20 protein-coding genes, 6 tRNA genes and 1 pseudogene are annotated in these 20,153 nt (G+C 71.1%); 18 read left to right on the top strand and 9 right to left on the bottom strand.

Features of this window, described 5'->3' with window-relative positions; translation table 11 throughout:
• The first annotated feature begins 36 nt into the window (after positions 1 to 36).
• Positions 37 to 882 (top strand): TrmH family RNA methyltransferase, encoded by an 846-nt coding sequence (locus ACWZEH_RS05270; protein WP_456196041.1) that lies wholly within the window; start codon positions 37 to 39, stop codon positions 880 to 882.
• A gap of 160 nt (positions 883 to 1,042) precedes the next feature.
• On the opposite strand, the pseudogene ACWZEH_RS05265 reads toward ACWZEH_RS05270, so the two are convergent.
• Positions 1,043 to 2,389, bottom strand: a pseudogene (locus ACWZEH_RS05265) (serine/threonine-protein kinase); the annotation flags it as partial.
• Positions 2,390 to 2,585: 196 nt separating this feature from the next.
• Here ACWZEH_RS05265 and ACWZEH_RS05260 point away from each other — a divergent pair.
• The 4 genes from ACWZEH_RS05260 to ACWZEH_RS05245 all read left to right on the top strand — a co-directional run bounded on the left by ACWZEH_RS05260 (position 2,586) and on the right by ACWZEH_RS05245 (position 4,997).
• Positions 2,586 to 2,819: a hypothetical protein gene (locus ACWZEH_RS05260; RefSeq protein ID WP_042174947.1), complete on the top strand. Its 234-nt coding sequence runs from the start codon at positions 2,586 to 2,588 to the stop codon at positions 2,817 to 2,819.
• Between the two features lie 279 nt (positions 2,820 to 3,098).
• Positions 3,099 to 3,308, top strand: a complete 210-nt coding sequence (locus ACWZEH_RS05255; RefSeq protein WP_257850016.1) for a hypothetical protein — start codon at positions 3,099 to 3,101, stop codon at positions 3,306 to 3,308.
• A gap of 367 nt (positions 3,309 to 3,675) precedes the next feature.
• On the top strand, positions 3,676 to 4,623 hold the full coding sequence (locus ACWZEH_RS05250) for a phosphotransferase (protein ID WP_456196039.1): 948 nt from the start codon (positions 3,676 to 3,678) through the stop codon (positions 4,621 to 4,623).
• Between the two features lie 80 nt (positions 4,624 to 4,703).
• Entirely contained in the window at positions 4,704 to 4,997 is a 294-nt protein-coding gene (locus ACWZEH_RS05245; protein ID WP_257850018.1) for a TFIIB-type zinc ribbon-containing protein, read from the top strand.
• Between the two features lie 62 nt (positions 4,998 to 5,059).
• Here the strand turns inward: ACWZEH_RS05245 and ACWZEH_RS05240 are convergent.
• The 5 genes from ACWZEH_RS05240 to ACWZEH_RS05220 form a co-directional block, all read right to left on the bottom strand.
• Positions 5,060 to 5,131 (bottom strand) — tRNA-Val (locus ACWZEH_RS05240).
• Positions 5,132 to 5,174: 43 nt separating this feature from the next.
• Positions 5,175 to 5,246, bottom strand: a tRNA-Val gene (locus ACWZEH_RS05235).
• 19 nt (positions 5,247 to 5,265) lie between these two features.
• Positions 5,266 to 5,337 (bottom strand) — tRNA-Val (locus tag ACWZEH_RS05230).
• A gap of 1 nt (position 5,338) precedes the next feature.
• Positions 5,339 to 5,412 (bottom strand) — tRNA-Cys (locus ACWZEH_RS05225).
• A gap of 36 nt (positions 5,413 to 5,448) precedes the next feature.
• Positions 5,449 to 5,521: transfer RNA gene (locus ACWZEH_RS05220), tRNA-Gly, on the bottom strand.
• Positions 5,522 to 5,676: 155 nt separating this feature from the next.
• Between ACWZEH_RS05220 and ACWZEH_RS05215 the strand changes: the two genes are divergently transcribed.
• The 3 genes from ACWZEH_RS05215 to ACWZEH_RS05205 all read left to right on the top strand — a co-directional run bounded on the left by ACWZEH_RS05215 (position 5,677) and on the right by ACWZEH_RS05205 (position 8,441).
• Positions 5,677 to 6,726 (top strand): chorismate-binding protein, encoded by a 1,050-nt coding sequence (locus ACWZEH_RS05215; RefSeq protein ID WP_456196037.1) that lies wholly within the window; start codon positions 5,677 to 5,679, stop codon positions 6,724 to 6,726.
• Positions 6,723 to 7,544 (top strand): aminotransferase class IV, encoded by an 822-nt coding sequence (locus tag ACWZEH_RS05210; RefSeq protein ID WP_456196035.1) that lies wholly within the window; start codon positions 6,723 to 6,725, stop codon positions 7,542 to 7,544. Before ACWZEH_RS05215 ends, ACWZEH_RS05210 begins: the two co-directional genes overlap by 4 nt.
• A 78-nt stretch (positions 7,545 to 7,622) precedes the next feature.
• The gene (locus ACWZEH_RS05205; protein WP_456196033.1) at positions 7,623 to 8,441 is read left to right on the top strand and encodes a GNAT family N-acetyltransferase; all 819 of its coding nucleotides are present in this window, start codon (positions 7,623 to 7,625) and stop codon (positions 8,439 to 8,441) included.
• 27 nt (positions 8,442 to 8,468) lie between these two features.
• Here ACWZEH_RS05205 and ACWZEH_RS05200 read toward each other — a convergent pair whose 3' ends face one another.
• Entirely contained in the window at positions 8,469 to 8,993 is a 525-nt protein-coding gene (locus ACWZEH_RS05200; RefSeq protein WP_456196031.1) for a DsbA family protein, read from the bottom strand.
• A 284-nt stretch (positions 8,994 to 9,277) separates the two neighbouring features.
• On the opposite strand from ACWZEH_RS05200, the gene ACWZEH_RS05195 reads away from it, so the two are divergent.
• Together ACWZEH_RS05195 and ACWZEH_RS05190 are read left to right on the top strand one after the other, a co-directional pair.
• A complete protein-coding gene (locus ACWZEH_RS05195; protein WP_456196029.1) occupies positions 9,278 to 9,790 on the top strand; it encodes a hypothetical protein in 513 nt (170 codons plus the stop codon).
• 158 nt (positions 9,791 to 9,948) lie between these two features.
• Positions 9,949 to 10,101 carry a hypothetical protein gene (locus ACWZEH_RS05190; protein WP_167353808.1) on the top strand — a complete coding sequence of 51 codons (153 nt, stop codon included), beginning with the start codon at positions 9,949 to 9,951 and terminating at the stop codon, positions 10,099 to 10,101.
• Between the two features lie 158 nt (positions 10,102 to 10,259).
• Here the strand turns inward: ACWZEH_RS05190 and ACWZEH_RS05185 are convergent, their stop codons facing one another.
• Together ACWZEH_RS05185 and ACWZEH_RS05180 are read right to left on the bottom strand one after the other, a co-directional pair.
• The gene (locus ACWZEH_RS05185; protein WP_456196027.1) at positions 10,260 to 10,820 is read right to left on the bottom strand and encodes a CGNR zinc finger domain-containing protein; all 561 of its coding nucleotides are present in this window, start codon (positions 10,818 to 10,820) and stop codon (positions 10,260 to 10,262) included.
• Positions 10,821 to 11,101: 281 nt separating this feature from the next.
• Positions 11,102 to 11,515: an SsgA family sporulation/cell division regulator gene (locus ACWZEH_RS05180; RefSeq protein WP_004002642.1), complete on the bottom strand. Its 414-nt coding sequence runs from the start codon at positions 11,513 to 11,515 to the stop codon at positions 11,102 to 11,104.
• A gap of 191 nt (positions 11,516 to 11,706) precedes the next feature.
• Here ACWZEH_RS05180 and ACWZEH_RS05175 point away from each other — a divergent pair, with 191 nt between their 5' ends.
• From ACWZEH_RS05175 to ACWZEH_RS05140, 8 genes are all read left to right on the top strand, one after another.
• Positions 11,707 to 12,168 (top strand): TIGR02611 family protein, encoded by a 462-nt coding sequence (locus ACWZEH_RS05175; protein ID WP_456196025.1) that lies wholly within the window; start codon positions 11,707 to 11,709, stop codon positions 12,166 to 12,168.
• A 78-nt stretch (positions 12,169 to 12,246) separates the two neighbouring features.
• Positions 12,247 to 12,318: transfer RNA gene (locus tag ACWZEH_RS05170), tRNA-Val, on the top strand.
• Between the two features lie 422 nt (positions 12,319 to 12,740).
• Positions 12,741 to 14,066 (top strand): ABC transporter substrate-binding protein, encoded by a 1,326-nt coding sequence (locus ACWZEH_RS05165; protein ID WP_456196023.1) that lies wholly within the window; start codon positions 12,741 to 12,743, stop codon positions 14,064 to 14,066.
• Entirely contained in the window at positions 14,066 to 15,067 is a 1,002-nt protein-coding gene (locus ACWZEH_RS05160; protein WP_456196021.1) for a carbohydrate ABC transporter permease, read from the top strand. The genes ACWZEH_RS05165 and ACWZEH_RS05160 overlap by 1 nt, the downstream gene beginning before the upstream one ends.
• Positions 15,064 to 15,996: a carbohydrate ABC transporter permease gene (locus ACWZEH_RS05155; RefSeq protein WP_456196019.1), complete on the top strand. Its 933-nt coding sequence runs from the start codon at positions 15,064 to 15,066 to the stop codon at positions 15,994 to 15,996. The genes ACWZEH_RS05160 and ACWZEH_RS05155 overlap by 4 nt, the downstream gene beginning before the upstream one ends.
• A gap of 12 nt (positions 15,997 to 16,008) precedes the next feature.
• Positions 16,009 to 16,629 carry a hypothetical protein gene (locus ACWZEH_RS05150; RefSeq protein ID WP_456196017.1) on the top strand — a complete coding sequence of 207 codons (621 nt, stop codon included), beginning with the start codon at positions 16,009 to 16,011 and terminating at the stop codon, positions 16,627 to 16,629.
• Positions 16,630 to 16,728: 99 nt separating this feature from the next.
• Positions 16,729 to 19,464 carry an exo-rhamnogalacturonan lyase family protein gene (locus ACWZEH_RS05145; protein WP_456196015.1) on the top strand — a complete coding sequence of 912 codons (2,736 nt, stop codon included), beginning with the start codon at positions 16,729 to 16,731 and terminating at the stop codon, positions 19,462 to 19,464.
• A gap of 216 nt (positions 19,465 to 19,680) precedes the next feature.
• Positions 19,681 to 20,130, top strand: coding sequence for an SRPBCC family protein (locus ACWZEH_RS05140; RefSeq protein WP_456196013.1), 450 nt, complete (start codon positions 19,681 to 19,683; stop codon positions 20,128 to 20,130).
• Positions 20,131 to 20,153 lie beyond the last annotated feature (23 nt).

Here is a 20,153-nt window from a genome sequence, read left to right as displayed (position 1 = left end):
GGCACCACACCACCCAGGACAAGGCAGTATCACCCCGTGGCCGATCTCATCACCGTCGAGGACCCCGACGACCCGCGCCTGCACGACTACACGGGCCTGACCGACGTGGAGCTGCGCCGCACACGCGAACCCGCCGAGGGCCTGTTCATCGCCGAGGGCGAGAAGGTCATCCGACGCGCCAGGGACGCGGGCTACGAGATGCGCTCCATGCTGCTCTCGGCCAAGTGGGTCGACGTCATGCGCGACGTCATCGACGAAGCCCCCGCGCCGGTCTACGCGGTGAGCCCGGAAATCGCCGAACAGGTCACCGGCTACCACGTGCACCGCGGTGCGCTCGCCTCCATGCAGCGCACCCCCCTGCCCACGGCGGCCGAACTGCTGCACACCGCCCGCCGGGTGGTGATCATGGAATCGGTCAACGACCACACCAACATCGGAGCCATCTTCCGCTCGGCGGCGGCCCTCGGCATGGACGCGGTCCTGCTGTCCCCGGACTGTGCCGACCCGCTCTACCGCCGCAGTGTCAAGGTCTCCATGGGCGCGGTCTTCTCCGTGCCGTACGCCAGGCTGGACAGCTGGCCCAGGGGCCTGGAACCGGTCCGGGAGGCGGGCTTCAGGCTCCTGGCCCTGACCCCCGACGAGAAGGCCCGCAGCCTCGACGAGGTCGCCCCGCACCGGATGGACAGGGTCGCCCTCATGCTGGGGGCGGAGGGCGCAGGGCTGACCGGCCGGGCCCTGGCCGCCGCCGACGAACGGGTCCGCATCCCGATGTCCCACGGGGTCGACTCGCTCAACGTGGGCGCGGCGGCCGCGGTCGCCTTCTACGCGGCGGCGACGGGCCGGCCGACGGGACAGGACGAGGTGAGCCCACCGGCGCCGTGAGCCCACCGAGGCTGCCGGGCCGCGGGCGGGTACCCAGGGAGGGACCCGGCGGGGGCCCCGGCCGCGCCGGCGAGCCCGAGCCGGCCGGCGTCCTGCTCCAGCGGCCGGTGGCCGTTTTGCCCCTGCAGCCGTCGCCGAGACCGCGGGCCGACCCCTGTCAGCCCTGGATCAGGGCGATGCCGACCGCGACCACCAGCGTCACCACGACGAACACGAACAGTCGCTGCGCGAGCAGCCGCGGATTGGCCGGCCGCAGGCCGGTACCCCTCGTCCGGGGCCCGGGACGACGGGAACCGGTGCCCGACCGCGTCGAGTTCCGCGACCCCGATGCGGGCCGGGAACCGGACGTCGACCGTGACCCGGACCGGGAACCCGATGTCGACCGTGACCCGGACCGGGACGGCCTGCCGCCGCGCGAGGCTCCACCGCGCGAGGCACTGCCCCCGCGCGACGACGGCACGCTCCGGTCGCCGCGCCGCGACGGCGCCCCGCCCCCGGCCGGACCGGCACCGCGACCCGCAGCCGCGCCGTGCGGAGGGGGAGCGACCTGTCCTTCGGACGCGCCCCGCCGCCCCGTCGTGCGACGCTGCGCACGGTCCGGGTAGGTGTCGGCCAGGCTCCCGGCCCCCCGCTCCGGCTCCGCGCCGCGCGGAGCCGGCGGACGTACGTCGGTGAATCCCTGCCCCTCCCGCGTGGCGATCTCCTTGAGCCGCAGCGACAGCTGGAGCGTGCTGGGCCGCTCCTCGGGGTCCTTCGCGAGGCACGCGCGCACGAGCGGCGCCAACGCGTCCGGGACATCCTGGAGATGGGCCTCCTCGTGCACCACGCGGTACAGCATCACCTCCGAACTGCCGTGTCCGAAGGGTGAGTCGCCCATCGACGCGTACGCCAGTGTGGCACCCAGCGAGAACACGTCCGTGGCCGGCGTGACGGCCGCGCCGCGCACCTGCTCCGGCGCGAGGAAGCCGGGCGAGCCGACCGCCGTACCGACGTGGGTGAGCGTCGAGGCGCCGGTGGCCCAGGCGATGCCGAAGTCGATGATCCGCGGCCCCTTCGGGGACAGCAGGATGTTGGACGGTTTCAGATCCCGGTGCACGACCCCGGCCTCGTGCACGGCCACCAGCCCTTCCGACAGGGCCGCGCCGACCGCGGCGACCTCGGCCGCGCCGAGCGGCCCCCCGTCGGCGACCCGGTCGTGCAGCGACGGGCCGGGAACGTACTGCGTGGCGAACCACGGCCGGTCCGCGTCGAGGTCGGCGGCCACCAGCCGGGCCGTGCACCCGCCGCGGATGCGGCGCGCCGCGGACACCTCCCGCGCGAAACGCGAACGGAACTCCTGGTCCTCCGCCAGATCGGGCCGGATGACCTTCAGTGCGACCCGCTGCCCCTTCTTGTCGGAGCCGAGATAGACGACGCCCATCCCGCCCGCGCCGAGCCGTCGGTGAAGTCTGAAAGAGCCGACGACGCGCGGGTCCTCGCGCCTCAGGCGCATCATCGCCATGTTCATCCCCGCTGCCCGGTCCTGTGACGTGCCACAGCTTACGTTTCCCCGGGCGCCCTTGCGCAGAGGCCGCGCCCTCTCGGAGCAACGGATTGTCAGTGGTGGGTGGGAGACTTGAAGAGTGGTCGGGGGACGTGCGGACAGGCCGGGTCCGCAGGTCATGGCAGTCCCAACCACTCGATTCCGAAGGGGGATTGATCAAATGAAGGGTGACCGGGTGGAGATAGTCGTGGACGCCGGGGACACGACGCGCACGTACGAGGTGGTGGCGAGCAGGGCGGGCCGCAGAGTGGAGACGGCGGTGCGCCGGGGCGTGGTCGAAGTGAGTGAAGTCACGCGTACGGGAACGGCGGTGCGCACGGCCAGGTTCATGGCGAACCGGGTCCTCGCGCTGGTCGAGCACCCGGTGCCGCGGGTGGACGACTCGGAGACATGAGCGACGGGAAGAAGCGGGCCGGACGCCCCCTCGGGGATGTCCCTGACACGGAGGGGCTCGTCTCCACCCAGGGGAGTACGCCGCAGGTCACGGCTCATCCTCCGGGAGGCCCGGCAATCGGTACGAGGGCATGACGTCCGGGAAGTGCCGGGCCCCTAGATTTGAGGTCAAGCGGCGGGTGCGGTACTCGTCCCCCGAGGTCGGACGCCCGCCGCTGCCAAAGGTTCGCGCACAGCACCCGAGGCACCACGACAACAAGAAACGGTCAGGAGAGGGGTCATGGCCCACACGGCATCGCGGACAGTCGTCCGCACACGGGCACACAAGGCGGGCGCCGCCATGTTCCGCCCGAGCCGCGAGGGCCGTCGCCACCCCGTGGTGGCGACACTGATGGCTCTTCCCCTGGCGGTCCTGCTCCTCCTCGTTTTCGACGGGTGGGAGACAGTGGCCATACAGGCGTCGTCCGTGGGAGAGATGCTGGGGCGCTGAGCGGCGACCCCAGGCCCGGAAGAGCGGTCCGGGCGGGGACATCCACCCATGAAACCCCGTGGGGACGGGGGTGCGGCGGACGGCAGGAATGCCGGCGCAGCTGGGGAGCTGCGCCGGCATCTTTCCGTGCCTGAACCGGCGTGCTTTCGCGGAGGTGGCCGCGGGCTGTGGGGATTCCTCAACGAGTGGTTGCGGTGTCTACGAGGGTGTTGCGGCGGGCGGTGTCCGTGCGTGCTGCCGAGTCGCGCAGCCGCCACCGCCCACCGGCGCCCCGTCACTGCGGGCAGTCGTGCCTTTCCCTGCGTGAACGGCCAACACCGGTCACGCTCCCGCGTACCCTCTTCCCAGGCCGCACCCAGGGAGCCCCGTGACAGCCACCACCCTCCTTCCCGAACTCGCCGCCCGGGCCGAAGGCATCGCCCACACCCGTACCCCCACCTGCCCCTGCGGAACGAGCGGCACCCTCGCCGACCGCCCCGACGGCACCGTCGTCCGGCACGCGGACACCGTCGCGAAGGCCCACGCACCGGACGCCGACGCAGCCGGGCTGTCCTGGCGCCTCACCCTCGCCTCCCGCCTCCCGGACGTGTTCCTGCCCCCGCTCGGTCCGGCACCGGCCGACCTGCACGGCAGGCTCGTGACCTTCTGGCCGTACGGCACCCCGGTCGACCCGGACGCCCCGGACGCCGCCCCCTGGGAAGCCGTCGGCACCCTGCTCGCCCTGCTGCACCGCGCACCCGTCCCCGAGCCGGCGCCGGTCATGCGCGGTCCCCTCAAGGCGGCCCGTGCCGTCGCAGGGCTCCGTGCGGTCGGCGCACACCCGGCCGTGGCTCCCGTACTGGCCGCCTGGGCGACCCTGCCGGCCTGGGCGCGCGCCGAGGCACCCATGCCGCAGCCGGCCGCCCTGTGCCACGGCGACCTCCACCTCGGCCAGCTCGTACGGGTACCCGGAGCGCGGGCGCCCGAAGGGTCCTGGCGGCTGATCGACGTCGACGACCTGGGCGCGGGCACCCCGGCCTGGGATCTCGGGCGTCCCGCCGCCTGGTTCGCCTGCGGGCTGCTGGAGCCGCAGGAGTGGGGGCGGTTCCTCGGCGCCTACCGGGCCGCCGGCGGGCCCGCACTCGGCGCCGCCGGCGACCCCTGGGCCGTCCTGGAGGTCCCGGCCCGCGCCCTCACCGTGCAGACCGCCGCGCGGACGGTCACCAAGGCGGTGGCGGACGGGCGGCCCCTGGACGAGGTGGACCACGCCCTGGTCGACGCCTGCCGGCGAATAGCCGCGATCCCGGCCGAATTGGCGCACGAATCGTCGAAGTAGGGTGCAACCGAATCCAGTAGGACAGAGTCTGTCCTGGAGATATCCGAAGCAGGTCCGACCGGCGAGGAGTTGAACCGATCATGCAGTGTCCGAAGTGCCGTGCGCCGATGCACACCTACAACCGCAACGGTGTCCAGATCGAGCAGTGCAGCGGATGTCGAGGGATCTTCCTCGACTACGGCGAGCTGGAGTCGCTGACCAGGCTGGAGTCGCAGTGGTCCCAGCAGGCCGCGCCGCCGCCTCCCGCGGCCCCGCAGGCGTACCCGGCGGCGCCCCAGCCCGCGTGGGGCGCCCCGCACGGCGGTCACCACGGGGGCCACCACCACGGCCACCACCGGAACAAGGGCTTCGGCCGCATGCTCTTCTCGTCCTGAGCGGACCCTGACACGACGACGGAACCCCCGGCCGCCTGAGCGGCCGGGGGTTCCGGGCGATGTGGACGATACTGGGATTGAACCAGTGACCTCTTCCGTGTCAGGGAAGCGCTCTCCCGCTGAGCTAATCGTCCTCGGGGCCACGATCACTCCGAGGAGCGGATCACGGGCGGTGCGTGCGCGATACTGGGATTGAACCAGTGACCTCTTCCGTGTCAGGGAAGCGCTCTCCCGCTGAGCTAATCGCGCGGAGGATCCGAGGATCCAGTGGACGATACTGGGATTGAACCAGTGACCTCTTCCGTGTCAGGGAAGCGCTCTCCCGCTGAGCTAATCGTCCGTGGAGGTGGAGACGGGATTTGAACCCGTGTAGACGGCTTTGCAGGCCGTTGCCTCGCCTCTCGGCCACTCCACCAGGAGTGCAGGGGCCCGGGAGGCCCCCGATCCTTCGAGCGGACGACGAGGTTCGAACTCGCGACCTCAACCTTGGCAAGGTTGCGCTCTACCAACTGAGCTACGTCCGCCTGTCGGTCCGGCCCGCTTGCGCGTTCCGGCGACGTGGTGAACTCTAGCGGATTCCGGGGCCAGCACAAAAACCCGTTTGTGCAGCGTGCTGCGCCGCGCCTGCTCACGGACACGGCCGGGTCACCCCGACGACCACCGCCATAGACTCGACGGCGTGCTCGACCTGACACCTCTCGCCCGCTTCGGCAGCCGCGTCGCCACCGGCCTCCTCGACGTCACCGACGACCCGGCCGCCCTGGAGTCGCACGGATTCTGGGCCGTCTGCGCGGACTTCGAGGGCCGTCTGACCTGCGCACGCTTCCGCGACGTACACGAGCAGCAGGTGCCCGCGCCGGTCCCGGGCCGCTGGCGCGGGCCGGCCGCCGGTGACTGGACGTCCTCCCTGGACCACGCCGCGTACGTGGCCGGCGTGCGGCGCGTCCGCGAGCACATAGCCGCCGGCGAGGTGTACCAGGCCAACCTCTGCCGTGTACTCTCCGCCCCCGTCCCGGCCGACGCCGACGTGGACGCCCTCACCGCCCTGCTGGCCCGCGGCAACCCGGCACCGTACGCAGGAACGATTCGCCTGCCGGGGCACGGTGTGGAGATCGCCACCGCGTCGCCCGAACTCTTCCTGAGCCGCGAGGGGCGCGTCGTCGAGTCCGGGCCGATCAAGGGAACCGGACGCACCGAGGCCGACCTCCTCGAGAAGGACCACGCGGAGAACGTGATGATCGTCGACCTGGTCCGCAACGACCTCGGCCAGGTCTGCGCCACCGGCAGCGTCACCGTGCCCGACCTGTGCGCCGTCGAGAAGCACCCGGGGCTGGTGCACCTGGTGTCGACGGTGCGGGGCGAACTGCGCTCCGGGGCCGGCTGGCCCGAGCTGTTCGCCGCCGCGTTCCCGCCCGGCTCCGTCACCGGCGCGCCCAAGTCGAGCGCCCTGCGCGTCATCGACGCCCTGGAGCCGGTGCCCCGGGGCCCGTACTGCGGGGGCATCGGCTGGGTGGACGCCGACCGGGGCACAGCCGGCCTCGCGGTGGGCATCCGTACCTTCTGGATCGACCGGGAGCCGGACGGCGCCCGGCTCCGGTTCGGCACCGGCGCCGGCATCACCTGGGGTTCCGACCCGGAGGGGGAGTGGCGGGAGACCGAGCTGAAGGCGTCCCGGCTGCTCGCGGTAGCGTCGGGCAGGTACGAGGTGAGTGAAGGGACCCTGAGGTGAAGATCTGGCTCGACGGCGGACTGCAGGACATCGAGTCCGCCCACGTCTCCGTCCTCGACCACGGACTGACCGTGGGTGACGGCATCTTCGAGACGGTGAAGGCCGTGGACGGCAGGCCGTACGCGCTGACCCGGCATCTCGACCGGCTGGCCCGCTCGGCCCGGGGCCTCGGCCTGCCCGAACCGGACCTCGACGAGGTCCGCCGCGCGTGCGCGGCCGTTCTCGAGGCCAACCCGATGCCGCTCGGCCGGCTGCGCATCACCTTCACCGGCGGCCACGGACCCCTCGGTTCCGACCGGGGCGAGCACGGCCCGACCCTCGTCGTCGCCCTGGGCGACACCACCCGCCGCCCCGACTCCACCGCCGTGATCACCGTCCCGTGGACCCGCAACGAACGCGGCGCGCTCACCGGCCTGAAGACCACCTCCTACGCCGAGAACGTCGTCGCCCTCGCCCGCGCCCGCGAACAGGGCGCCTCCGAGGCGCTGTTCGGCAACACCGTCGGCCGGCTCTGCGAGGGCACGGGGTCCAACGTCTTCGTCGTCCTGGACGGCGAGATCCACACCCCGCCGGTCGCCTCCGGCTGCCTCGCGGGCATCACGCGGGCGCTGGCCGTCGAGTGGACCGGTGCCGCCGAGACCGATCTGCCGATGGACGTCCTCCAGCGGGCCGACGAGGTCTTCCTCACGTCCACCCTGCGCGACGTGCAGGCCGTGCACCGCGTCGACGACCGTGAGCTGCCCGGCGCCCCGGGCCCGGTGACGGCCAAGGCCATGCGGATCTTCGACGAGCACGCGGCAGCCGACCTCGACCCGTGAGGAGGCCGGGGCCCGGGGGACGGGACCGGTGCGTGACATGCGGCTGATCCGAGCGGCCGCATGGGTAGAACACCTGTGATGACCACGACCCTGCGGCCGGCCGAGCCGCTCCAGCAGAATCCCGACGGCACCCGCTCCCGCCCCTACCAGGTGTGCGTCAACAGCCGTCCCGTCGGACACATACACATCGGTACGCATCCCGTCTTCGGTGACGCCGTGGCCCGGATCACGGACCTGCGGATCGAGGAGCCGGACCGCGGGCGCGGCCGGGGCACGGTGGCCGCGCTCGCCGCCGAGGAGATCGCGCGCGGCTGGGGCTGCCGCCGCATCGAGGTGAGGGTCCCCGCCGGGCCCGCGTTCCGCCTCGCCACGGCGCTCGGCTACGTCGTGCGCAACTACACCATGGAGAAGGCGCTGGGGGACGCTTTGCCCGCTCTGCCGCAGGGCAGCCGCGGACGGCCGATGACCGCCGCCGAGTACGGTCCGTGGTCGGTCACGAGCGAGGCGGAGTACGCGCGAAGCTGGACCGAACGCGGTGTGCCGGAGGCCGAGGCGCGGGCCAAGGCGGCCAAGGACCGCGCGGCTCTGCTGCCCGACGGACGGGATTCGGAGGGCATGACCCTCAGCGTCCTCGAACACGAGGGCACCCCCGTGGGCACGCTGTGGCTCTCGGTACGCGCGGAACAGGCCTTCGTGTTCGACGTCGAGGCCGATGCCGCGCACCGCGGCCGGGGGCACGGACGCTCCCTCATGCTGCTCGCCGAGGCGCAGGCGATCTCCGCGGGGAAACGTGTCATCGGGCTCAACGTCTTCGCGGGCAACACCCCGGCGGAGCGGCTCTACGCCTCACTCGGCTACGGGACGACGCAGTACACGATGTACAAGCACCTGCTGTGAGGGGCGGGCGGCGGCGGAGCTCCCCGGTCAGCCGCCCTGTTCGTCGAGGAGCCGGTCCGCGATCTCCTCGACGCGCTCGCGCAGGCCCTCCTGGCTCTTGCCGCCGTCGAGACGCTCGCCGCCGATGACATAGGTCGGGGTGCCGGTCACCCCGATCGCCTTGCCTTCGGCCTGGTCGGCGTCCACGATCAGGATGTGCCGGCCGTCGATCAGCGCGGTGTCGAACTCCTCGGCGTCCAGCCCGAGTTTCCGGGCGACCTCGACCAGGAGGGGTTCGCCCCCGCGGTCCAGCTCCTCGACCCGCCCCAGCACCGCCTCGGCGTAGGCCCAGCCCCGCCCCTGTTCGGCCGCCTCCTCGAAGGCCTGGGCGGCGGCGAAGGCGTGCTTGTGCTTCTCCAGCGGGAAGTGCCGCAGTCGCAGCTCCAGACGGTCGCCGTACCGGGCGCGCAGGGCGCGGAGATCGTCGAGGGCGTCACGGCAGTCCGAGCACTGCAGCTCGCACCACACGTCGAGCACGGGGGCGATGGCACGGCCGGGGGAGGAGTCGCTCATGACCGACAGTCTTCCAGCCCCGCCCCGCGGTACCCAACCGGACCTGGGGTTCGTCGGGCCCGTGGGCCTGTCCCGGCGGTTCACGTCGAAAGGGCCGGCGACGCGGCTGGAGAGACCCCTGCCCGAGGAGCTTGGGGGAGAGGGCGTGCCGGGCCTCGCGGATCCGGCATCACCCCCGAAGGCCGGGGAGGAGTACGCGGCACCGGCACCCGCGGAGGAGCCGACCCGGAGATGTCCCTGATCTACGGCCGGAGCATGGCCCGGCCGGGCCGGGAAGGTGCAGGATGGAAGGGACGAAGTGCCCGATGCCGCCGAACCCCTGCCTGGAGGACCGGATGATTGCCGAGACCGTCTGCTCCGCCGCGTCCGCGGCAGGCCTGGGCATCGCGCTGATCACCGCCTACCGCAAGCGCTTCCTCACCGCGACCCGCATCGCCGCCTATGCGCTCGTTCCCATCGGCCTGGTGATGACCGGTGTGGTCGAGTGGCTGGCCGACACCGCCATCAGCCTCACGGCCTGGGCGGGCTTCGGCGTGCTGGGCCTGTCCTGGGTGCTGTTCATGACCACGCGCGCGGTGGAGCGCCGGCGCGGCGGCACCCGCCAGGAGCGCAAGGAACACAAGCAGCGGCGTCGTGCGGCCGGTGCGTCCACGCAGCCCGGAGCAGTGGCGCCCACGGCCTCGGCCCCCTCCCTGGGCCCCGGCTCCCGTCAGGCCGAACCCCGGCCCACGGCCGCGCCCAAGGGCGACGACGACTTCAGCGACATCGAGGCGATCCTCAAGAAGCACGGCATATGAAGGTGGCGCGGACGGACGCGCCGAAGCGTCACAGGCGGTCCCAGGACGTGCGTAAACGATCACAACCCGGACCATGACCGGCCCGAACGACGCACGTGCGTTCAGTCCGTGAGTGGTGATCGCGTCGAGGGCTCCCGATGCGTCATGATCGCCGCGAGATGCTGGACACGACACAGAGCGAGGCCGCGCCGCCGCAGGACGAGCCGCGCGGATGCCTCTTCGCCCTTTCCCAGCCACCGCTGATGATCTTCCTTGCGGTGATCGGGTGTCTGCTGCTCACGGCTGCCCTGCACGACCTGCTCTGGCTGTGAGCCGTACCCGCGGTACCCGGCGCCACCCGTCGGGACCGCGTCGGCACGGCATCAGAAGGCCCCCCGCGGCCACGCCCGGCTTACGCGGCTCAGCCGGTTCGCCTCGGTCGCTTACGGCTCCGGGGTACCGGGATGCGGCCCCTTCCCGCTGCGTACGCTCAGCCCGCCGCCTCCTTGCGGCGTGCCCGGTACGCGGCGACGTGCAGGCGGTTGCCGCAGGTTCGGCTGTCGCAGTAGCGGCGTGAGCGGTTGCGGGAGAGATCGACGAAGGCGTGCCGGCAGTCCGGGGCCTCGCAGCGCCGCAGCCGCTCCTGCTCACCGGCGACCACGAAGAACGCCAGAGCCATCCCGCAGTCGGCCGCCAGGTGATCGCTGACCGAGGCACCGGGGGCGAAGTAGTGCACATGCCAGTCGTAGCCGTCGTGGTCGGTGAGCCGGGGGGTGGTGCCCGCGGCCGCGATCAGCTCGTTGATCAGTCTGGCGGCGCTGTGGGCGTCGGGAGCGGCGAAGACCGACGCGAACCGTCCGCGAATCCTGCGTACCGCCGAGAGATCGAACTCCGTGAGGACCCCGACCTCGCTGACCTCGTGGCTGCGCACGAAGGCCTCGAGAGCCGGGACGTCCGGCAGTCCGTCCGGTGCCGAGTCGTCCTCCGGCGCGGAGTTCACCAGATCCACCACGGTCTCCAGCGCGCACCGGGTGTCGTGGGTGATCAGCACGATTCGCTCCCTGGCCTGATGGTCGGGCGGACGCCCGCCGATGCTGGCCGATGGTAGTGGCTCACGCGAGTCCGTGAGCGCCCCTCGCTCGCACGCGGCTTCGAAAACTGCTGAGGAACACCCATCGCTTCGCCGGGGTTTCCCGCCGGGAGGGCGCACAGCACAACGGCGCCGCCCGCGGTGCTCCGCGGCGTCGGCGCCGTTGCAAGCCGTCGTACGGCTGTCAGGGCCCGAGCCGTCACCCCGAGTCGACGGCGCCGGGCAGCTTGGTGAACCCTCGCCTAGCTTTCCGCCAGAATGTGCGAGAGCTCCTGATCGAGATCGAAGTGCCGATGTTCCGTGCCGGGGGGCACGGCGGCGTCCGTACGCTTCAGGAAGGACTCCAGAGCCCGTGCCGGGGCCTCGAGCAGGGCCTCGCCCTCCGGAGAGCTCAGGGCGATGCAGACGACGCCCTGACCATGACTGCGCGACGGCCAGACGCGGACGTCGCCGGTGCCCGTGGGACGGTGAAGCCCCTCCGCGAGGAGGTCGCGGGCGAACACCCACTCGACGGTTTCCTCGGCTCCGGTGTGGAAGGTGGCGTGCACGGCGTAGGGGTCGGCCGTGTCGTACCGCAGGCCTGCGGGGACAGGCAGGGAGGACTCGCTCGACACAACGAGGCGCAGGTGCAGCTCGCAGCTGACCGTGGTGTTCATAAGCGCCAGGGCCTTTCGCTCAGTGTGCGCTCGGGGATTCGCACGTCGGCGAAATCGACATGCCACCTACGGTGCCGTTGTAAACCCCTCTGAGCGTTTTGCATGGATTTACGTAGCTCGACCGGCCGAAAGATCGTTCGCGAGCTGCGCCCGTTCCGGTGACGTGATGGGCTCCGGTAGTGTTTGGCTGTATGAACACGGGGAGTGACACACCCGGCGAGGCGGCCATGACGGCGGATCGAGCGGGGATGGACAGGGCTGACCAGGCATCGGACGAACGGGCGCTGGGCTCCAGGGCGCCGGCCTTCGTCAAGGCGCGCCGCACCTTGCATCTGAGCTGGCAGGCGGGCGTCTTCATCGTGGGGCTCGCGGTCGTGGTGGCCGGTGTCGCCATGCTGGTCCTCCCCGGGCCGGGCTGGGTGGTGATCTTCGGCGGCATGGCGATCTGGGCGACCGAGTTCGTCTGGGCCCAACTGGTGCTCCGGTGGACCAAGCGCAAGGTCACCGAGGCGGCGCAGCGCGCACTCGACCCCCGGGTGCGGCGCCGGAACATCATCCTGACCACCGCCGGGCTCGTGATCGCGGCCGCGCTGGCCGGGGTCTACCTGTGGAAGTTCGGCCTCGAGATGCCCTGGAAGATCGAGAGCCAGTGAGCCCCGGCGGAGGCGCGGCCACCGGGACCCGCCCGTCACGGGCACTCCCTGACATGGGGTAATGTTCTTCCTGCGTCCGGGCGATTAGCTCAGTGGGAGAGCGCTTCGTTCACACCGAAGAGGTCACTGGTTCGAACCCAGTATCGCCCACCGGATCGCGCCGCGGCCCGGCTCACCGACAGTGAGCCGGGCCGCGGCGCGTCTGTGTGCCCGGCCTGCGCGCGGGCGCCTGGTGGGCGGGTCCGTGCGGCGCCCTCGCCGTTCGCCCGTGCCGGCCCGGTGGGCGGTGAGACCCTCCTGTCTGTGCCCTCCTTCACTCAACCGTGACCTTCCGGGCCCCGCGTTCCGGTGGGCCCCGCGGTGTTCGGTCCGTCGGCCGGACCGCGTGGACCTGGGTGTTTGCGCCGGTGTCGGCCGAAAGGGCGCGGGCTGCCGCGGACGGCGTCCGGCCGGTGCGCCCATCAATTCCTGTCCGAATCATTGACGCGCCCGTGGGTCCTCCGTACTTTGTGCCAGCAAGCGCTTACTTGAAACGATTCATGAGGCGGACGCGACGTCGTGGGGAGGCTCGTATGCAGCAGGGCGGGAAATCGAAGAGGCGGGTCGAGGGGTGGGTTGCGAGGCAGGCCGGGAGGCGTACGGTCCTCAAGGCGGCGGGGGCCTCGCTGGCCGTCGCGGGGCTGGGTGCCACGACCACCGCGTGCGGCGGCGGAAGCGGATCGAGCGACGGAACGGTGACGCTCCGTTATTCCTGGTGGGGTGCCGAGGACCGGGCCGAGCGCATCAACAAGACCATCGCGCTCTTCGAGAAGAAGTACCCGAAGATCAAGATCAAGACCGACTTCCAGCCGTACCCCGACTTCTGGAAGAAGTTCAATACGCAGGCCTCCGGGGGGAATCCGCCGGACGTCTTCCAGAATGCCATCGGATTCCTGCGTAAATACGACGCGAAGAATGTGCTGCTCGATCTCAGTGGGCAGGTGGAGGCCGGCAACCTCTCCATGGACGGATTCCGGGCCGGCCTGGAGAAGTTCGGCGAGGTGGACGGCAGGCTCCTCGGTGTGCCCGTCGGGTCGAACTCGCTGGCCCTGGTCATCGACAAGCCGGTCTACACCCGGGCCGGCGTCAAGCCCGAACAGGGCTGGACCTGGGACGACTTCGACGACGCGATGGTGAAGATCCGCGACAAGGCCGGGCGCGCCGGGGACAGCGGCATGTACGGCGTCATGTACCTCTACGACCTGTATCTGCGGCAGAACGGCAAGGCGTTCTTCACCGAGGACGGCCTGGGTTTCACCGAGGCGGATCTGACCCGGTGGTGGACCAAGGCCGAGAAGGGCGTCAGGACCGGCCTGTTCGCCGATCCGAAGAAGGTCGCCCAGATCAAGCCCAAGTCGGCGCTCTCCGCCGAACTCGCCGGCAGCGAGTTCACCTGGGACAACTTCACCGTCCGCTACACCTCCGAGGGCAAGAGCGAATACGGCCTCGCGCCCATCCCGACCACGGACGGCAAGAAGACCGGCCAGTACCTCGGCTCCCTGATGCTCAGCGCCTCCAAGCGCACCCAGCACCCCAAGGAGGTCGCCCAGTTCATCGACTTCATGGTGCACGACCCCGAGGTCGCCAAGATCATGGGCTACGACCGCGGTGTGCCCACGACGCAGGCGCAGTACGACGCGTACCAGCCGACCGACCCGGTCAACAAGGCGATCGCCGCGTACGAGGAGTCCCTCGTCGAGGCGGGCGTCCTGGAACCGATCACCCCGCACCCGAACGGCGCCGACATCTGCGAGGCCGCGTTCCTGCGCATCGCGGAGGAGCTCGGCCTGGGCAAGCGCTCCGTGGCGGACGCGGTCAAGCAGTTCTTCACCGAGTCGAAGACGGCTCTCGCCGGCTGATGGGAAGCGCCGTGACACACGCCCCTGCGACGGAGGGCCCCACCCGGGACTCCGAGCCGCGGCACGGTCCGGTGGAATCCCCGCGCCCCGCCGCCCTCAAGCGGCGGGGCCGCCGGGAGAACCTGGCCGGCTACCTCTTCATGTCCCCCTGGATCGCCGGGTTCCTGCTGCTGACGGCGGGCCCGATGGCCGCCTCGCTCTACTTCGCGTTCACCGACTACAACCTGTTCGACGCTCCCCGGTGGATAGGCCTCGGCAACTTCTCCGAGATGTTCGCCGACCCGCGCTGGCGTCACTCGGTGCAGGTCACGCTCTGGTACGTGGTCGTCGGTACGCCGATCAAGCTGATCGCGGCGCTCGGGGTGGCGCTGCTGCTGGCCCAGAAGCGGCGCGGGCAGGCCTTCTACCGGGCCGCCTTCTACGCGCCGTCGCTGATCGGGGCGAGCGTCTCCGTCGCCATCGTGTGGAAGGCGATCTTCTCCGACGGCGCGATCGTCGACCGCACGCAGAAGATCTTCGGCGTCGAGGCCGGAGGCTGGACCGGTGACCCGGACCTGATCATCTACAGCCTGGTGGCGCTCACCGTCTGGCAGTTCGGCGCCCCCATGGTGATCTTCCTGGCCGGCCTGAAACAGGTGCCGCGCGAGCTGTACGAGGCGGCGGACGTCGACGGAGCGGGCAAGCTGCGGCAGTTCTGGAACATCACTCTGCCGATGATCTCCCCGGTCCTCTTCTTCAACGTGCTGCTGGAGACCATCCACTCCTTCCAGATCTTCAGCTCGGCCTACATCGTCGGCGGCGGCGCCGGAGGCAACGCCTGCGGCCCCGCGGACGGAACCATGGTCTATACCTGTTATCTGTACGTCCAGGGCTTCGAGAACAGCCGGATGGGCCTGGCCTCCGCCATGGCGTGGATGCTGCTGGTCGCGGTCGCCCTGGTCACCGCGGTGCTCTTCTGGTCCCAGAAGCGCTGGGTGCACTACGAGGAGGGCGGCCGATGAGCTCCCCCGATCTCTCGACTTCGCTCGGCCGGGGGACACCCCCGTCGGCCCCCGACGTCACACCGGCCCGGTCCGCGAGGGCGGGTGCCTTCCGGCGCCGCCTGCCCGGTTCGCTCGCCTGGCACATCGGGTCACTGGCGATCCTCGCGGTGATCCTCTACCCGGTGGTCTGGGTCGTCGGCGGGTCCTTCAAGAACAGCGAGGACATCGTCGGCAGCCTGGACCTCTTCCCGGCCGACCCGATCACCTCGAACTACACGAGCCTCGCCGACGGCATCGCGGACATCCCGATCTCCACGTTCTTCTTCAACTCGCTCTTTCTCGCGGTCGGTTCGGTGATCGGGATCGTGGTGTCCTGCTCGCTGACCGCCTACGCCTTCGCGAAGATCAGGTTCGCCGGCCGCAATCTGCTCTTCACGCTGATGATCGGCACGCTGCTGCTGCCGTACCACGTCCTGCTGATCCCGCAGTACGTGCTCTTCCGCAACATGGACATGATCAACACGTACACCCCGCTCCTGCTGGGGAAGTACCTGGCCACGGAGGCGTTCTTCGTCTTCCTGATGGTGCAGTTCATGCGCAACCTGCCCAGGGAACTCGACGAGGCGGCCCGGCTCGACGGCTGCGGGCACTTGCGCATCTACTGGTCGATCGTGCTCCCGCTGTGCAGGCCGGCCCTGATCACCAGTGCCATCTTCACCTTCATCAACGCCTGGAACGACTTCATGGGTCCGCTGATCTACCTCAACGAGCCCGGCAAGTACACCGTTTCGCTCGGGCTGAAGATGTTCGTCGACCAGGAGGCGCTGGCGAACTACGGCGGCATGATCGCCATGTCCCTGGTCGCGCTGCTGCCGGTGCTGGCCTTCTTCCTGGCCTTCCAGCGCTACCTCATCGACGGCATGGCCACGTCCGGTCTGAAGGGCTGAGGAGGACCGATCATGACGGAGGCGCACGCCGGAATCCGTACCGCACGCCGCGAGGCCCGTACCGCACGTGGCGAGTCACCGTTCGCCGGGAAGTTCGCCCTGTTCGCCGAGTGCCTGCTCACCGGGGTGTGGATCGCGGTGGCCTCGCTCCCGCTGGTCACCTACCCCGCCGCGTTCGCGGCCGGGTCGCGGCACCTCGGGCGGCAGCTCGCCCATGAGCGCGGCGGACTACGGGAGTTCACGGCCGACTTCCGCTCGGCGCTGCGCGGCGGGTGGCTCGTCGGCCTCGCCGGGTGGGCCGCCCTCGCCGTGGTCCTGGTGGACGTACGGGCCGTACGGGCAGGGCTGCCGGGCGGTGCGCTCGTGGGCGCCGTCGGCGTGCTCGCCCTCATCGCCGCGGTCGTCGCCGGACTGCGCGCGGCGGCCTCCTGGCGGCCCGGGGACTCCTGGTGGTCGCTGCTCGCCGGGGCCGGCCGCCGCACCGTGCTCGACCCCGCCGGATCCTTCCTGATCGTCGGCGGGCTGGCCGTGGTGGTCTGCTCCGCCTGGTTCAGCGCGCCGCTCGCCCTGCCCGTCCTCGGAGCGGTCGCGGCGGCGGCCGTCGCCGTGGAGGAGCGCTACCGGCACCGCTGACGGGCGGTGCCTTCCGTACCACGGCCGGCGCCCCGGCGCCGCGCCTTTGTCTGTCATGCCCTTGACACCACCTTGCATCCCGCACGGAAAGGAAAGGCCATGCCCCCCATCCCCCGCAGGTCCCTCCTGAAGGCAGCCGCCGTCGCAGGCGCCGCCGCCCAGTTCAGCTGGGCCCTCGGCAGCCGAGACGCCACCGCCGCGCCGAGAGCCGGGACCGCCGGCGACGACCCCGTGGCCCTGGACTGGCTCGAGGACGGCGGCCTGGGCGCGGCGCCCGGATCCACCGTCGGCGTGCCCTGGCCCAAGGGCGCCCACCAGGGCGACCAGACCTTCGCGCTGACCGACGCGGACGGCAGGGCCGTACCCGTACAGTCCTGGCCCCTCGCACACTGGCCCGACGGCTCCCTGAAGTGGACCGCGCACGCGGTGAGTTCCGGCACCGGCAGGCTCACCCTCACCACCGGCACCCCCGCGGCACCCGAGAAGAAGATCACCGTCGACCGGCGTGGCGGCACCATCGGCATCTCCACCGGCGTCATCACCGCGAAGATCGCCAAGTCCGGCGCCACCATCGTCAAATCCGTCACCCGCGGCTCCACCGAGATCGCCCGGAACGGGCGCCTCGTCCTGCTGCGCCAGCCCGAGTTCGAGGACGGTGACCAGAGCACCGTCAGGACCGAGCGCTTCGACGGCGCCATCGACGACGTCACCGTCGAACAGGAGGGGCCGGTCCGCGCCGTCGTCCGCGTCGACGGCAAACACCGCAAGGGGCGCCGCGGTTGGCTGCCCTTCTCCGTCCGCCTCTACTTCTACGCGGGCGCCGACTCCTTCCGCATGGTGCACACCGTCACCTACGACGGCACGCAGGAACCCGGCAGGGCGAGCGGCGACTTCATCCGCGGCATCGGCGTCCGCTTCACCGTGCCCCTGCGCGACGAGTCCTACGACCGCCACATCCGCATCGGCGGTGAGGGCACGGGACTGCTGCGCGAGGCCGTCAAGGGCGTCACCGGACTGCGCCGGGACCCGGGCGCCGCCGTGCAGGCCGCCCAGTTCGCCGGCGAGAAACTCCCCGACCCCGCCACCTGGGACCAGCGGGTCACCACCCGCCTGCAGTACATCCCCGAGTGGGGCGACTACACCCTCTCCCAGCTCTCCGCCGACGGCTTCGCCCTGCGCAAGCGCACCAGGAAGGGATACGGCTGGATCCCGGCCGGCGGAGGCCGGCGCGCCTCCGGCTTCGGCTACGTCGGGGGAGTCGGCGGCGGACTCTCCTTCGGCCTGCGCGACTTCTGGGAGAAGCACCCCGCCCAGCTCGACATCCGCGACGCCCACACCGACGCGGCCGAGGTCACCCTCTGGCTCTGGTCGCCCGAGGCGCAGCCCATGGACCTGCGCTTCTACCACGACGGCATGGGCCAGGACACCTTCCCCGAACAGCTCGAGGGCCTCAACATCACCTACGAGGACTACGAGCCCGGGTTCGGCACCCCCTACGGCATCGCCCGTACCTCCGAACTCCTCTTCTGGGCCAACGAGTCGACCCCGAGCGCCGAGAGACTCGCACAACAGGTCGAGGCCGTCCGCGTCCTCCCGCAACTCGCCGCCCCGCCGGAACAGCTCATCGGCGCCAAGGTGTTCGGTCCCGGCCTGTTCTCCGCGCCCGACCGCTCCACCCCGGCCAAGGCGAAGATCGAGGACCACCTCGACTTCCTCTTCACCTACTACAAGGACCAGGTGGAGATGCGCCGCTGGTACGGCTTCTGGGACTACGGCGACATCATGCACACCTACGACACCGCCCGGCACCAGTGGCGCTACGACGTCGGCGGCTACGCCTGGGACAACTCCGAACTCTCGCCGGACCTCTGGCTCTGGTACGCCTACCTGCGCTCCGGCCGCGCCGACATCTTCCGCTTCGCCGAGGCGATGACCCGGCACACCGGCGAAGTCGACGTCTACCACCTGGGCCAGTGGGCCGGCCTCGGCACCCGGCACGGCGTTCAGCACTGGGCCGACAGCGCCAAACAGCAGCGCATCGCCAACACCACCTACCGGCGCTACTACTACTTCCTCACCGCCGACGAACGCGTCGGCGACCTCATGCACGCCAACGTCGACTCCGACGAGACCTTCCTCGTCCTCGATCCCATCCGCAAGATCCGCACCGAGCCGTACACCCCCGACCGGCACGCCCTGTCCATCGGCTTCGGCACCGACTGGAGCGGCCTGGTCTCGGCCTGGCTCACCGAATGGGAACGCCGGGGCCCGAAGTGGGAGAAGGCCAGGGCACGCGTCCTGTCCACCATGGAGACCATCGCCGCCCAGCCCAACGGCTTCGTCCAGGGCACCGGACTGTACGACCTGGACACCGGGAAGTTCGCGATCGCCGAGGAACCCGTGGTCGGCGTCTCCCACCTCTCGGCCGTCTTCGGCCTGAACGAACTGTGCGCCGAACTCATCGACCTGGTCGACATGCCGGCCTTCAACGAGGCGTACTACGACTACTGCCGCTACTTCAACGCGAGCAAGACGGAACAGGCGGCCCGCTACGGCTCCCACTTCGGCAGTCTGATCCTCTTCCAGGGCCATTCCCGCCTCGACGCCTACGCCGCCGTGCAGACCGGCGACGACCGGCTCGCCGACCGGGCCTGGGACAAGTTCTACAACTCCGACGGCTACAAGGAATCCGCCCCCTGGAAGACCGAGAAGGTGACCGGGCCCACCGCCCTGGTCGCCGGCAGCGAGGCCACCTGGGTGTCCACCAACGACACCGCGCTCTACGGCCTCGCCGCCATCGAGAACCTCGCCCTCCTGGGCGACCGGATGCCGTAGAAGGCGGTAAGGGGTCCTTGCGCCGTGCCCGCCCGGGCCGCGCGGCCCGGCACCGCACCTCGCCGCGTTGCCGGAAAGCCCTGGCGGCTCCGCTACGAGGGCTCTGTGGCGCCCTGCGACGCACGGCACCGGACCACGCGGCCTCATCGGGCGCTCATGGTGCAAGGACCCCTAAGGGGACCATGCGCCCCGGGCGCGGGCGGGCAGACTTCCTCCATGGACCGCAGCCATTACCGCTTCCGCAGTCTGTGGAGCCTGCCCGCGCCCGCCGGACCGGTGTACCGCGCCCTGGAGCGCATCGAGGACTATCCCCGCTGGTGGCCGCAGGTGCGGGAGGTCGCCCGGCTCGACACCACCGGCGGGGCCGTGCGGATCCGTTCCGTACTGCCCTTCGACCTGAGGACGACCCTGCGCGAGACACGGCGCGATCCCACGGCCGGAATCCTCGAAGTACACCTGTCCGGGGACCTCGACGGCTGGGCCCGCTGGACCGTCACCCCCGCCGGCCCCGCCGGCACACTCGCCCGCTACGACCAGGAGGTCGACGTCCGCAAACCCCTCCTGCGCCGCCTCGCCGTGCCCGGACGACCCCTCTTCCGTGCGAACCACGCCCTGATGATGCGCTCCGGGCGGCGCGGCCTGGCCGCCCACCTCCGAGCGGTTTGAACCGAGCCCGTCCGGCCCTGTAT

This window comes from Streptomyces yamdrokensis (assembly GCF_053890455.1).
The sequence above is the reverse complement of the archived record's forward strand: the minus strand, read 5'-3'. Positions and strand labels throughout refer to the sequence as shown.